Annotated in this window: 10 protein-coding genes; 8 read left to right on the forward strand and 2 right to left on the reverse strand. The window is 37.2% G+C overall.

Annotated features, from left to right (window positions below):
* Window positions 1-7 precede the first annotated feature (7 nt).
* Entirely contained in the window at window positions 8-373 is a 366-nt protein-coding gene (locus AC57AW_RS09550; protein ID WP_103234213.1) for a hypothetical protein, read from the forward strand.
* Between the two features lie 265 nt (window positions 374-638).
* Here the strand turns inward: AC57AW_RS09550 and AC57AW_RS09555 are convergent, their stop codons facing one another.
* Together AC57AW_RS09555 and AC57AW_RS09560 are read right to left on the reverse strand one after the other, a co-directional pair.
* Window positions 639-1,583, reverse strand: coding sequence for a DUF4349 domain-containing protein (locus AC57AW_RS09555; RefSeq protein ID WP_496351670.1), 945 nt, complete (start codon window positions 1,581-1,583; stop codon window positions 639-641).
* Between the two features lie 410 nt (window positions 1,584-1,993).
* Window positions 1,994-3,589, reverse strand: coding sequence for a peptide chain release factor 3 (locus tag AC57AW_RS09560; RefSeq protein ID WP_318848182.1), 1,596 nt, complete (start codon window positions 3,587-3,589; stop codon window positions 1,994-1,996).
* 221 nt (window positions 3,590-3,810) lie between these two features.
* Between AC57AW_RS09560 and AC57AW_RS09565 the strand changes: the two genes are divergently transcribed.
* From AC57AW_RS09565 to AC57AW_RS09595, 7 genes are all read left to right on the forward strand, one after another.
* Window positions 3,811-4,641, forward strand: a complete 831-nt coding sequence (locus AC57AW_RS09565; RefSeq protein WP_496351671.1) for a CPBP family intramembrane glutamic endopeptidase — start codon at window positions 3,811-3,813, stop codon at window positions 4,639-4,641.
* 42 nt (window positions 4,642-4,683) lie between these two features.
* Window positions 4,684-5,259, forward strand: coding sequence for an RdgB/HAM1 family non-canonical purine NTP pyrophosphatase (gene rdgB, locus AC57AW_RS09570; protein ID WP_496351672.1), 576 nt, complete (start codon window positions 4,684-4,686; stop codon window positions 5,257-5,259).
* A gap of 68 nt (window positions 5,260-5,327) precedes the next feature.
* On the forward strand, window positions 5,328-6,242 hold the full coding sequence (locus tag AC57AW_RS09575) for a ribonuclease Z (protein WP_496351673.1): 915 nt from the start codon (window positions 5,328-5,330) through the stop codon (window positions 6,240-6,242).
* 7 nt (window positions 6,243-6,249) lie between these two features.
* Window positions 6,250-7,020, forward strand: a complete 771-nt coding sequence (locus AC57AW_RS09580) for a TIGR02757 family protein (RefSeq protein ID WP_496351674.1) — start codon at window positions 6,250-6,252, stop codon at window positions 7,018-7,020.
* 11 nt (window positions 7,021-7,031) lie between these two features.
* A complete protein-coding gene (locus AC57AW_RS09585) occupies window positions 7,032-7,586 on the forward strand; it encodes a DUF1003 domain-containing protein (RefSeq protein WP_318848179.1) in 555 nt (184 codons plus the stop codon).
* A gap of 208 nt (window positions 7,587-7,794) precedes the next feature.
* Window positions 7,795-10,155: a choice-of-anchor L domain-containing protein gene (locus AC57AW_RS09590; RefSeq protein ID WP_496351675.1), complete on the forward strand. Its 2,361-nt coding sequence runs from the start codon at window positions 7,795-7,797 to the stop codon at window positions 10,153-10,155.
* A 168-nt stretch (window positions 10,156-10,323) separates the two neighbouring features.
* Entirely contained in the window at window positions 10,324-13,908 is a 3,585-nt protein-coding gene (locus tag AC57AW_RS09595; RefSeq protein WP_496351676.1) for a choice-of-anchor L domain-containing protein, read from the forward strand.

Consider the following 13,908-nt stretch of genomic DNA (forward strand, 5'->3'; position numbering starts at 1 on the left):
ACTACCTATGAAAAAATCTTTGTGGATCACACTCGGTGTTGTACTGCTGTTACTGGGCGTATTTGTCTGGTATAAGTACTATTTTGTTTTCGGAGAAGGAGTGAAATCCGGATACCTGAACTATGCCATGAAAAAAGGTTATGTCTTCAAAACCTATGAAGGTAAACTGATTCAGGAAGGCTTCGGGAGAGGAAAAACAGGAACAATTACAAGCTATGAGTTTGAATTTTCTGTAGATGACCCTGAGATTTTCAAACAATTGGAAACCAACAGCGGAAAAACCTTTGACCTGCATTACAAAGAATACAACGGTGCTCTCCCATGGAGAGGAAATACAAAGTTTGTCGTAGACAAAATAGTGAATATGAAATAAAACAAATAAGGCTCTCAATCTGAGGGCCTTATTTTACACCAAATCACAAAATATTAATATATGAAATAAAAATTTCCAGGTTTGTTGTGAATCCTATATAATAACGAAGATTCATTACTTTTAATTACACTTAAAGTTAAGAGGAATTTTTTTAATAAACAAGCTGTTTTTATTAATGTTATAAAATTAAGTATAAGAATTTATCTAGCCCTCTAAACCTCATTAAAAAAATATTAAAAATCCACCCTTAGGATGGATTTTAAATCTAGTGAGAATCGTTATCAGGAACGTTTTTGTTCTTCTTTTTGTAAAAATAATACCCAATACCGGCAATAAGGAATAAAGGCCACAACGGAAGAATAAACAGGAAAATAGAAGTGATCACTCCCCAGCCTGATTCAATGGCTGCCAATGATTTTCCACCAAAAGTTTTAGGTTCTTTTTCTGTTTTAGTCTTATCACTGATATTTACATTGATTGTACAGATCGTATTGTCTGCGTAATTACGCCCTGAAACCTGAATATCTTTAGTATCAATATCTCCAACATTACTGTTGATAGCATCCATTAAACCATCAAAATGCTGGATAGGAACTTTGATATCAATGCTGTATATTTTTTGATCCTCTCCATAGCGGCTGGCAGATTCTACATAAGAAAGATTTTCACTTTTGATGTAGCCGTTATTTTTATTAGCTTCTTCTCTGATGATTTCCTTCACCGTTTCTGCATTGTCTGCTTTTATTGAAAGATATCCTGATTTTACCATTTTATCTTTTGGCATATTCAGTTCATAACTGTCGTTTTTAGGCTTGTCTTTATAAATGATTTTGGTTTCTTTAATAATCTTTGTAGCTGGAGCTTTTACTGCAATTTTTTCAGATTTTTTTTCAGCAGAATCTTTTTTCTCTATTTTGGATTCCAGTTTTGTAGTGGCAATTTTCTCAGATAAAGAATCTACCATTTTTGAGGTGTTTTCTATTTTTTGCTGAATGTCGCTTTTAGTATTTTCAAAATCTTTTATTTTAATACTGGCAGAATCCATGATTTGATTGGCAGTTTTACTGGCATTGTCAATGGTTTCTGTAGCAGCACTAGCAGTACTGTCGGCCGCATTGATAGCTTCATGGATATTGCCTTGTGCAATTTCTCCTTTTTTACACATAATGAAAGTGCTTGATACAGCAACGAGTAATATGAACTTTTTCATAACATTAATTTTTTTGATGAAGTAAAATTAGGAGGGAAGTTCTTGTAAAGATTGTAAATAGAATGTATTGTGCTGGTAAAATGATAACTGGTGTATTTTCAGTGTTTTGTATTTGTTTTACAAAAGATTTACAAAGAGATTCCAGGCTTTGATGGTATAAGAATAAGATTTATACGCTCTAAAGAAGCATTTAATAATGGTACTTTATTACTTGTGGATTAGATTCCTACGGAATGACAAACAGAACGCTGAATTTATCCGTACAACTTATCATTCTGTAGAATCTACTATCGTTTAAATTATACTAAAGAATTACTGTATAATTAAAGCATAAAAAATCCGCAGAAATTTCTGCGGATCTATATCGTAAACAATTTCGCCTTTTCGCGATTTTGTCTGCTTATTTAAGATTAATTTTCTCTGAACTCACTAATGAAATGAAGTTTCACATTCGGGAATTTCTCCTGTGTCATATGAATTGTGAAAGAAGAGTCAGCAAGGAATACCAGTTGGTTGTATTTATCTCTCGCTAGGAATCTCTGTTTTAATCTTGCAAATTCTTTGAACTCTTCAGATTTTTCGTCAGCTTCTACCCAGCATGCTTTGTGCATGGATAGAGGTTCATACGTACATTTTGCACCATATTCGTGTTCCAGACGGTACTGGATAACCTCATACTGAAGTGCTCCCACTGTTCCGATAATTTTTCTGTTATTCATTTCAAGGGTAAATAACTGTGCAACCCCTTCATCCATCAGCTGATCAATACCTTTTGCCAATTGCTTAGCTTTTAAAGGATCGTTGTTGTTGATATAACGGAAATGTTCAGGAGAGAAGCTAGGAATACCTTTGAAGCTCAATTTTTCTCCACCAGTCAGTGTGTCTCCGATTCTGAAACTTCCGGTATCATGTAAACCAACAATGTCACCAGGGAAACTTTCTTCCACCACTTCTTTTTTATCAGCAAAGAATGCGTTGGGAGAAGAGAACTTCATTTTTTTACCTTCTCTTACCAATAAGTAATTTTCGTTTCTTTTGAAAGTTCCTGAAACAATCTTTACGAAAGCAAGTCTGTCTCTGTGTTTAGGATCCATATTCGCATGGATTTTGAAAACGAATCCAGTGAAAGTTTCTTCTTCAGGTTTTACCAGACGGGTCTCACTTTCTTTAGGCTGTGGCATTGGAGCAATATCAATGAAAGCATTCAATAATTCGCGTACCCCAAAGTTATTTAAAGCAGAACCGAAGAATACAGGCTGAAGATCACCATTCATATAATCTTCACGGTTAAATTCAGGGTAAACAGATTGAATAAGATCAAGCTCTTCTCTTAAAGTTTTTGCCGCTTTTTCACCAATAACATCATCAATAGAAGTGTCATTAATGTCATCAAACTTAATAGAATCCCCAACTTTCTGTTTTTTCTCTTCCAGGAATAGCTGAATGTTGTCTTCCCAGATATTATAAATTCCCTGGAAGTCACTTCCCATACCAATTGGTAATGAAAGCGGGCAAACTGTTAATCCTAATTTTTGTTCTACTTCGTCCAGCAGGTCGAAAGCATCTTTACCCTCACGGTCAAGTTTATTGATGAAAACCAACATAGGAATGTTTCTCATTCTGCAAACCTTAACCAGTTTCTCAGTTTGTTCCTCAACCCCTTTTGCAACGTCAATTACAACGATTACAGAATCTACAGCAGTTAATGTTCTGTAAGTATCTTCAGCAAAGTCTTTGTGACCCGGAGTATCTAGAATGTTGATTTTATGGTCTCTATATTCAAATGCCAATACAGAAGTTGCTACAGAGATTCCTCTCTGTCTTTCGATTTCCATAAAGTCGGAGGTAGCTCCTTTTTTTATTTTGTTGGATTTTACCGCACCCGCTTCCTGAATAGCACCCCCGAAAAGAAGTAACTTTTCCGTAAGAGTAGTTTTTCCGGCATCCGGGTGGGAAATGATCCCGAAGGTCTTTCTTTTTTGTATTTCTTTGATTAAGTCTGACATATCGTATTTTGAAGTTGCAAAAATCGTGATTTTTTGCGAGGTTTTCAAATTTAAATGACAACAATGTGTATCAGTATAGAGAGTAGGTGGACAGTAGAGTTTGAAACCGGTTTATAAATGACTGTTATTACATCATCAAATAAATAAGAAATTCCTTTTTTAGTTGCCCGTGGCATTCAAAAAAATTATCTTTGTTTCTAATAAACTTTTAGAGAGAAAGGATGGAAAATAGCAAATATCCAAAGTTTACCTTCACGTGGTTTGGCGGTGTTGTTTTGGTGGTTGGATTATTCGTGGGAACAATGGCTGTTTCATTATTCAGCACTTTTTGGAAAGTTGTTTTCAAAGAAAATCTTGAGCTTAAAGACTGGTTCCTTATGGTAGTGAATGCTGTAGGATTCCTTACAGCTATTGCCTTTTTTGATTTTTTCATTGTAAGGCGTACCACCCAAAAGAAGCTTAACTTCAATTTGTCATCCGTTAACTTTTCTACCTATCTCCTTATCTTTCCAATGATGGTGGGGATGATGTTTATTTCAGAATTTGTTGCCGCTCAGATTCCTACTACAGGTCCTTTTTTCGGTGATTTTTATGAATATTTTACCCGGTTGATGAGCCAATTGACAGATAATCCTGTGATAATGATCATTATGACGGTAATCATGGCTCCTGTTTTTGAGGAAATTATATTCAGAGGAATTATCCAGAAAGGATTGATTAATAAAGGAGTAGAGCCCTGGAAAGCAATTTTGTATGCTTCTATTATCTTTGGAGTCGTTCACGGAAATCCATGGCAGTTTATCAGTGCAGTGATGCTGGGCTGTGTGCTGGGATTGGTCTATCATAAAACAAAATCTTTACTGATGCCGATATTGCTGCATGCGTTTAATAATTTGACCTTGTCATTATTGGTACTTTACGGTAAAGATGAAAGTTTTGCAAAGGTCCTTAATGTTTCAGAATGGCTGATCCTGGCTGTCGGAATTGTACTTTTCTCTTTATTCTATTATCTCTTTATGAAAAAGAATAAAGTACATTATGTCGAAATGTAATCAACCTACGCTAAAAAAGTAAAATTGAAAATGAATATAGAAATGGAATTATTAGTAGCTACACACAACGAACATAAAAAAGAAGAAATCCAACAGATCCTGGGAAGCGATTGCGTTGTGAAAAGTCTTGCCGATTACAATATTCATGAAGAAATTGTGGAAGATGGAGACTCTTTTCATGCCAATGCCCTGATTAAAGCAAAATACTGTTTCGAAAAGACAGGTGTTCCAAGTTTGGGTGATGACAGCGGCCTGGTAGTAGAATCTTTGGATGGAAGACCGGGAATTTTCTCTGCCCGTTATGCCGGAGATCACGATTTTGCAAAAAATATTGAAAAGGTGCTGGAAGAAATGCAGGGAATTGAAAACAGAAAAGCTTATTTTGTGACCGTTCTGTGCTACTATGATGAAAACGGAGCTCAATATTTTGAAGGCAGAGTGCACGGAAATTTACTGACAGAAAATAAAGGGTTTAAAGGATTCGGATATGATCCTATTTTTGTTCCCGTAGGATATGACAGAACTTTTGCAGAAATGGATCCCGAAGACAAAAACAAAATCAGCCACCGCAAGCAGGCTTTAGATTTATTTATGGATTTTTTAAAAGTGACCGATTAAGTTTAAATATCAGGGTAAACTGACCATTTAGATTTTCTATCGTACATTTGTTATAATAAATTATTGATTTGAGTACTTATTTAACAATATTAGGCTTTAATTCAGCTATTCCAACCATCAATACATCACCCACAGCCCAGCTGTTGGAAATGGAAGAAAGGCTCTTTCTTATAGATTGTGGAGAAGGTACACAGGTACAGCTGAGAAAAGCAAAAGCAAGATTTTCAAAAATCAATCATATTTTTATTTCCCATCTTCATGGGGATCACTGTTTTGGGCTTCCGGGACTTATTGCCTCTTTCCGCCTTTTAGGAAGAGATACCCCGCTGCATGTCTATGGTCCGAAAGGCATTAAGAAGATGATGGAAACCATTTTCCAGATTACGGAAACACATCGTGGTTTTGAGGTAGTATATCATGAACTGGATAAAGATTATTCCGAAAAAATATATGAAGACAACAGAGTAGAAGTATATACTATTCCGTTGGATCACAGGATTTACTGTAACGGTTATCTTTTTAAGGAAAAACCGAAAGACAGGCATCTTAATATGAAAGAAATTGCTAAGTACAGCGAGATTGAAACCTGTGACTATCATAATATAAAAGCAGGAAAAGACTTTGTACTGAGCGATGGCTATGTTCTTAAAAACGAAATTCTGACCCTGGAACCTGTTCCTCCGGTATCCTATGCATTTTGCAGCGATACCCGTTACCTTGAGAGTGTTATTCCGATTATTAAAAATGTTACCGTTTTGTATCATGAATCCACATTTTTACATGATTTGAAAGAAATGGCTGATTATACAGGACATACTACGGCATTGGAAGCAGCAACTATTGCTCAGAAAGCTCAGGTAGAAAAACTTATTTTAGGACATTTTTCCAACAGATATGGAGACCTGACCGTGTTTACCGATGAAGCCAGAAATATTTTTCCCAATACATTTTTACCAAAAGCATTGGAAAGTGTAAAGATTTAAAATGAATATGCTGAAATTTGAAGAACTTAGAGATTTTCTCAACGAAAAGGCAGATCAGTACAATGCTCCCGATTTTATTGAAAATGATCCCATACAGATTCCTCATCGTTTTTCTTTAAAACAGGATATTGAAATTGCAGGATTTCTGGCGGCTACAATTTCCTGGGGAAACAGAAAATCAATCATTAATTCTGCGGATAAAATGCTTGATATTATGGGCAATTCTCCCTATGATTTTGTGATGAATTATTCAGAAAAGGATCTTGAAGATATTCAGGATAAAAGTATTCACAGAACTTTCAATGGACAGGATTTTTCCTATTTCATCAGACAGTTCAACAGGATTTATAAAGAAAATGAAAGCCTGGAAAGCCTGTTTGAGGTAAAAGAATCGGAGAATAATTTTCTCCACGCCATAGAAAGATTCAGAAACGGATTTCTGGAAACAGAAAAACACAGAAGCCATAAACATATCAGCTCTCCTTATAAAAACTCGTCTGCTAAAAGGATTATTATGTTTTTGCGGTGGATGGTGCGTAAGGATAAGCGGGGAGTGGATTTTGGAATCTGGGAGAATATAGATCAGAAAAACTTATCTATTCCTTTGGATGTGCATACCGGAAATATTTCCAGAAAATTGGGATTGGTTTCCAGAACACAGAATGATTGGAAAACGGTTGAAGAACTGGATGCTGCCATTAGGAAATTTGATGAAACAGATCCTGCAAAATATGATTTTGCCTTGTTTGGATTAGGAGTTACCAAAGAACTGTTGTAAAAATATAAAGGATGAAAAAATATAACGAAAAAACAGAAGTTCTTGAAAAAATAGCGGATAGCATTACATCATGGATAGGGTCTATCCAGTCTCTGATTGTACATACTCTGCTGTTTCTTACTTCGTTTTTGCTTCCGATGCTGCATATCATAGATTTTGATAAGATGCTTCTGATTCTTACCACAGTACTGTCTCTGGAAGCTATTTATCTGGCTATTTTTATCCAGATGTCAGTGAATAAAAGTCACGAGAAAATTGAAGATATCCAGGAAGATATTGAAGAGATCAGTGAAGATATTGAAGACATTCAGGAAGATATTGAGGAAATCAGTGAGGATATTGAAGAGATCAGCGAAGATATCGAAGAGATCAATGAAGATATAGAGGATATCCAGGAAGATATTGAAGAGATCAATGAAGAAGAGGAAGACGAAGATCACAATGAGAGAGCAAAAAATGTAATGTTGAGAAGCAATGTAACCTCCAATAAAAACGAAATAAAAGCTTTAAAAGACATTATCTCTCAGCTGCAAAATGAGATTGATCAACTGAAAAAAGAAGAATAACTGCCACTGAATGGTAGTAATGAATATAGGAACGGATCAATCACATTGATCCGTTTTTTTATAGGTAGATTTTTGCTCTAAGTGATTTACGGAAAACATAATAATAAGAAAAAAATATTATGAATCTAGATGTTTAATTGAAAAATAGTAACATTAAAGACTGATTTGTTATTATTATTTTTGCTACATTTGAACAAATGAAATCAAAATGTTAATTTATAGATTAAAAAACTATTTTTTCCTTTTTTCCTTTCTATTGGCTTCTGTTTCTGTATTTTCTCAAACGAGACCAGTCAGAAAATCAGAAAAGATAAAGCCTTCTGCTGCCAGTCTTAGAGCTGGAGCATTCATAGACGTGAATGTACCCCCTTATTTACCATCAAATTATACACCTGAGCAATTGGTGAAAAATATTTTGATCAATGGTGGTACCAATTGTACAACAGCCAACGTTACCAATGTTACAGTATCTCCTAATCATGATGTGACCAACAGCAACAGATTTTGGGGATATTTTCATAAAGGAACAACAAGTTTTCCTTTTACTGATGGTATTGTCCTGACTACAGGATACGCTTCAGAAGCTGGTAATAACTATGTGTCAGCTGTTGGACAATCAGTAGGAACAGGAAGTGATGCTGACCTTGTAGCAGCTACTGGAGCCAACGTGAGTTTAACAGATGCTGTCGCACTTGAATTTGATTTTGTACCGAATTCCAACCAGGTAAAATTTAATTATATATTCGTTTCTGATGAATATACTTCCAACTATCCTTGTACAGGATATTCTGATGCCTTTGCACTATTATTAAAGAAAGTTGGAGACCCTACCTATACTAACCTGGCTGTACTTCCTGGAGGAGCTGGGCCTGTAAGTGCAACCAATATTGTTCCTGCAGGAAATGGATTCAGTTGTGGTCCTATCAATGCTGGTTATTTTGGTGCGTTGGCAAATCCGCATCTTGTTATTAATTATTTTGGAAGAACAACTCCTTTAACGGCTGTTGCAGATGTAATTCCTGGGCAGACCTATCACTTTAAAATGGTATTGGCAGATGCGAAGGACCCTTCCCATGACTCTGCTGTTTTCTTAGAAGGAGGATCTTTTGATGTCGGAATTAAAATTGTAGATGAAGCCGGAGCAGTGCTGCCAGGCAGCATCAACATGTGTGACAATACACCAAAGCAACTGAAAGCACAGGTAGCAGCCATTCCGGGAATGACTTATCAGTGGTATAAAGATGGAGTTGCCATTCCGGGAGCAACCAGCGCTATTTATATTGCTACTCAACCAGGAGTATATACTGTAAAAGTAATGGTTCCGGGTAACCAGTGCCCTAGTGAAGCAACCATTACCATTGTAGGAGGAACGAGCCCTACAGTGCAGAATGCTGTGCTTAAGCTTTGTACAACCCCTACGCTCAGTACCTTTGATTTAGAAACAGCAAAACCTCTGATCAGTACAACGCAGGGAGCGGTATTCCGTTTTTATGCTAATCAAGCTGATGCACAGGCTCAAAATAACAGTAATATCACCAATCTGACAACCTACAATGGAACAGATGGACAGGTATTATACGTGCTGGTTTCCAATGGAGCTTTCTGTAGTAGAATAGCAACTTTAACTTTAAGAAAAGAAGAAACTCCTACAGCCTTACTTACAGCTCCTAGATTAAAAATCTGTGCAGGAGAGTCTCTGTTATTAACAGCTTCAGGTGGAGTAACGTACCAATGGAGTGACTCTGCAGCCACTACAGGTGGAATAAGAACGGTGAGTCCTACCCAGACAACAACGTATACCGTATATGCTATCGGAGCACAGGGATGTAAATCACTTCAGCCGGCACGTATTACAATAGAAGTAGTACCAGCTATCGTTTCAAACTTAAAAGGAGGACATATCTGCCAGGGAGATAAAATTATCCTGGATGCAGGTTCAGGGCCTGGATATACCTATCAGTGGAGTAGCGGTGAAACAAGTCAGAGTATCACTGTAGCAACTCCGGGAGAATATTCAGTAACAATCAGCAATGGAGTATGTTCTAAAGAGTTTAAAACACAGGTTATTAAAGCGGTAATTCCAGAAGTGATAAAAGTGGATTATAATGATAATGGAACAATGATTCTTACAGCAAGCAATCCAAGTAATGGTATTTTGGAATATTCAGTTGATAACGGAGTTACATGGCAGGCTTCGAATGTATTTAACAATGTTCCTAAAAATAAAGTCATTTCCATCAGGGTGAGAGTTAAATTTACGAGCTGTGTAGGCTTCCTTGAATTCTTTACATTCGTTATGAAAAATGTAATTACTCCAAATGGCGATAATCTTAATGATATTATTGATTTCAGTGGAGTCATTAATTATAAGAATTTCAGCGGACAGGTTTTTGACCGATACGGAAGAGAAGTCTTCAAAGCTGAAAAGGTGAGGCCGTATTGGGATGGATATTTCCAGGGTAAAAAACTACCTACTTCCACCTACTGGTATCAGGTAACCTTTGAAGATCCTGCGAGTAAAGAAGTTACAGTGAAAACAGGATGGATATTACTTAAAAATATAGAATAATTAAAACTATAATCGAAAGACTGACTATTTTGTCAGTCTTTTTTTATTATATTAAAATAAATAGAGTTGATATTCTAACATAAATAAATTTGCGTTAGTAATAATGTAAATTGTGTTAACTTGAATTTCAATCAAAAAAAATAGTATTTTTGTTTAAAATAATATAAAATGTTAAATAGGAGGAGAGGAAATTTATTTTTAGCGTTATTTTTAGTTTTTATAGGAAACTTTATTTTGGCTCAAAATAGAGGAAGGGTAGGAATTGTGGCAAAACCCAGTGCTGCTTCTTTGAGAGCAGGTGCTTTTATAGACGTTAATGCACCAAGTTACCCGGAATCAGGCTATCCTATCACCCAGTTGGTAAAAGATGTCCTTATATCTGGAGGTACCTGTACAAATTCCAGCGTAAGCAACGTTACCGTATCTCCAAACTTACCTGCTACCAATCAGAACCGAAGCTGGGGATATTTTAATAAGTCAAATACCAATTTTCCATTTAGTAAAGGAATTATACTTTCAACCGGATATGCCAATAAAGCTGGGAATACTCTTCAGGGAACTTTAAGTGATGACCTTGGAACAATAGGAGGAGATATAGATCTGGCGAACGCATTGGGAATCAGTAATAATAACCTTACCAATGCAACTTCTATAGAGTTTGACTTTGTTGCTGCTTCTACTGAAGTTACTTTCAGATATTTATTTGCTTCAAAAGAATATCAGCAAAACTTTCCATGTACCATCACCGATGGTTTTGCTTTGCTGTTAAAAAAGGCATCTGATCCTACTTATACCAATCTTGCAGTGCTTCCGGCAGGAGCAGGCCCTGTAAGTGTAACGAATATCCACCCACAGTATCAAAACTGTGGACCTAAAAATGAAGCCTATTACGGAGGTACCAATACCGCTCAGATCGAAACCAACTTTAACGGGCGTACCATTCCTCTTACAGCAAAAGCAACTGTAATCCCGGGAGAAACGTATCATTTTAAAATCGTTCTTGCCGACTATCAGGATCCTAACTTTGATTCTGCCGTATTTTTGGAAGCAGGATCTTTCGATATTGGAGTGAAAATTTTGGATCCGGCTGGAGTACAGCTGCCTGCATCTGTCAATATGTGTGATAATACACCACAGACTTTTACAGCTTCTGTTCAGGGAGCTAATATAACCTATCAATGGTATTCGGGAACCAACCCGATTGCCGGTGCAACCAATGCAAGTTATACGGCAACAGCACCGGGAGTTTATACTGTTAAGGTTTTTATCCAGGGAAATACCTGCCCGGGAGAAGCTACTATTACAGTAGTAGGTGGGACATCTCCTACTGTACAGAACGCTACATTAACGGCCTGTTATGTTGCCGGAAATGCTACATTTAATTTAACATCAGCACAAGCTTCAATAAGTACCACTCCGGGAGCTGTGTTTTCATATTATACCACATTAGCGGATGCTAATGCAGGAAATACAAATACAATTCCTAATCCAACGGCTCATCAGAGTGCAGGTGGAACAGTGTATGTAAGAGTAGCAAACGGTTTCTGTGCTAAGGTAGCTCAACTTCAATTGGTGAAAGCACCACAAATGATACCTACTATTGCCCCTCCGGCAGTACTTACCTGTGCTAACTCTCAGACTACACTGGATGCATCAGCTTCCGTTTATCCGGCAGGTGCTACATTCAACTGGACGACTACAGGAGGAAATATTGTTTCAGGAGGAACAACTCTAAATCCAGTTATCAATGCTGCAGGAACCTATACTTTAACTATAACAAAAGTTTATCAGCCCGGGAATCTTAGCTGTACAGCTGTAGGTAATGTAACTGTAACAGGTAACAGTGCTCCGCCAGTTACCGGACTTACTGCAAGTAAAATAAAAATATGTAAAGGAGAATCTGCAACCCTTACCGCTTCGGGAGGTGCTACCTATAACTGGGGTAACGGCCTTACCGGAAACGGAAGCACACAGGTTGTTTCACCTACTGTTACTACTACTTATACTGTAACAGCAGTAGGCGCTAATGGCTGTGCGTCTCAAAACCCTGCCACCATAACAATTGAAGTATCAGAACCTTTTACAGCACAGAATGCAACACTGCATAAGTGTTATCAGCCAGGGTTAACTTATAATCTTACAGAAGCACAGCCTCAGATCACAACTACTGCAGGAGTTACTTTTACCTATTATGTAAACCAGGCTGACGCCAATGCTGCTAACGGAAACTTTATTGTAACACCTACAGCATATACGCCGGCTGGGGGAAGCCAGACAATTTATGTATTGGCAAGTAATGGAGGTTGCAGCTATGTAGTATCTCTGCAATTATTAAGCACGGCTCAAACTACTCTTACCATTGCTGCGCCACAAACAATTACCTGTACAGCACCTCAGATTACAATCAATGCATCAACATCTGTTGTTCCTGCAGGATCTACAATTACATGGACTACAACCGGAGGAACTATCGTATCAGGAGGTAATACACTTACTCCTGTTGTAAGTGCTGGTGGAACGTATACTTTAACGGTTACTAATGTATCACAGCCAGGTAATTTAAGTTGTACATTTACTTCAACAGTAACTGTACAGGAAGATAAGGTACAACCTGTTGCTGCTGTTGTTTCGTCAGTACCTCGTATTTGTATAGGAGAATCTGTAACATTAACAGCTTCTGGTGGAGTAACATATAATTGGGGCAATGGTATTACAGGAAATGGAAGTACTCAGGTTGTTTCACCTACAACAACAACGGTATATACTGTTTTTGCTGTTGGAGCTAACGGATGTATTTCTGCAACACCGGCATCAGTTACCGTTCAGGTAGGTCCGCCAATAGCAGGGCTTACGGCATCCAAATTAAAAATTTGTGAAGGAGAATCTGTGACACTGACTGCTACAGGAGGGATTACTTATAACTGGGTAGGACTTACGGGAAATGGAAATACGCAGGTCGTTACTCCTACCGTAACAACAGAATATTCAGTATTTGCATTGGGAGGAAACGGATGTAGCTCTGTGAATCCTGCTAAAGTAACCATTGAAGTAGTTCCGGCAATTGTTTCTACATTGAAAGATGTATTTGTTTGTGCCGGAGATAAAGGAACTCTTGACGCAGGTCCGGGACCAAATTATACTTACTTATGGAATACAGGAGCAACTACTCAGACGATAACAACTAACGTTGCAGGTGCTTATTCTGTAATAATCAGTAATGGAGTTTGTTCCAAAACATTCTCTGCTCAGCTGATTAATCCTGATCTGCCGCAGTTTACTAATGTTGTATATGATAATCATATTCTTACCCTTACAGCAAGTAACCCGACTGGAGGTGTTTTAGAATTTTCAATTGATGGAGGATTAACATGGCAGCCATCGAATGTATTTACTGGTATTTTAAACAATACCACGTATACTCTGATGGTAAGGGTGAAAGGTGCAAAATGTGGTACTTCATTGGATTATTTTACATTCATTATCAGCAATGCTATTACTCCCAATATGGATGGTGTAAATGATACTATAGATTTCACAGGAATCAGTGGATACAAAGATTTTGCAGCTTCCATTTTTGACAGATACGGAGCAGAAGTATTCAAAGCTGGAAAAGGGGATGTTATTTGGAAAGGATCTTTAAAAGGAATCAACCTTCCTACCGGCACATATTGGTATAGGGTACAGTGGGAAAACCCAGCCAGTAAGAAAATTGAACAACGTTCAGGCTGGATTCTCTTAAAGAACAGAAACTAG

It is taken from the genome of Chryseobacterium sp. BGA-UO-ETr-SB22 (genome assembly GCF_059567885.1).

Coding starts and splice junctions, on each gene's coding strand:
- AC57AW_RS09550 (WP_103234213.1), top strand. CDS start 8: ATGAAAAAATCTTTGTGGATCACACTCGGTGTTGTACTGCTGTTACTG.
- AC57AW_RS09555 (WP_496351670.1), bottom strand. CDS start 1,583: ATGAAAAAGTTCATATTACTCGTTGCTGTATCAAGCACTTTCATTATG.
- AC57AW_RS09560 (WP_318848182.1), bottom strand. CDS start 3,589: ATGTCAGACTTAATCAAAGAAATACAAAAAAGAAAGACCTTCGGGATC.
- AC57AW_RS09565 (WP_496351671.1), top strand. CDS start 3,811: ATGGAAAATAGCAAATATCCAAAGTTTACCTTCACGTGGTTTGGCGGT.
- rdgB (WP_496351672.1), top strand. CDS start 4,684: ATGGAATTATTAGTAGCTACACACAACGAACATAAAAAAGAAGAAATC.
- AC57AW_RS09580 (WP_496351674.1), top strand. CDS start 6,250: ATGCTGAAATTTGAAGAACTTAGAGATTTTCTCAACGAAAAGGCAGAT.
- AC57AW_RS09585 (WP_318848179.1), top strand. CDS start 7,032: ATGAAAAAATATAACGAAAAAACAGAAGTTCTTGAAAAAATAGCGGAT.
- AC57AW_RS09590 (WP_496351675.1), top strand. CDS start 7,795: ATGTTAATTTATAGATTAAAAAACTATTTTTTCCTTTTTTCCTTTCTA.
- AC57AW_RS09595 (WP_496351676.1), top strand. CDS start 10,324: ATGTTAAATAGGAGGAGAGGAAATTTATTTTTAGCGTTATTTTTAGTT.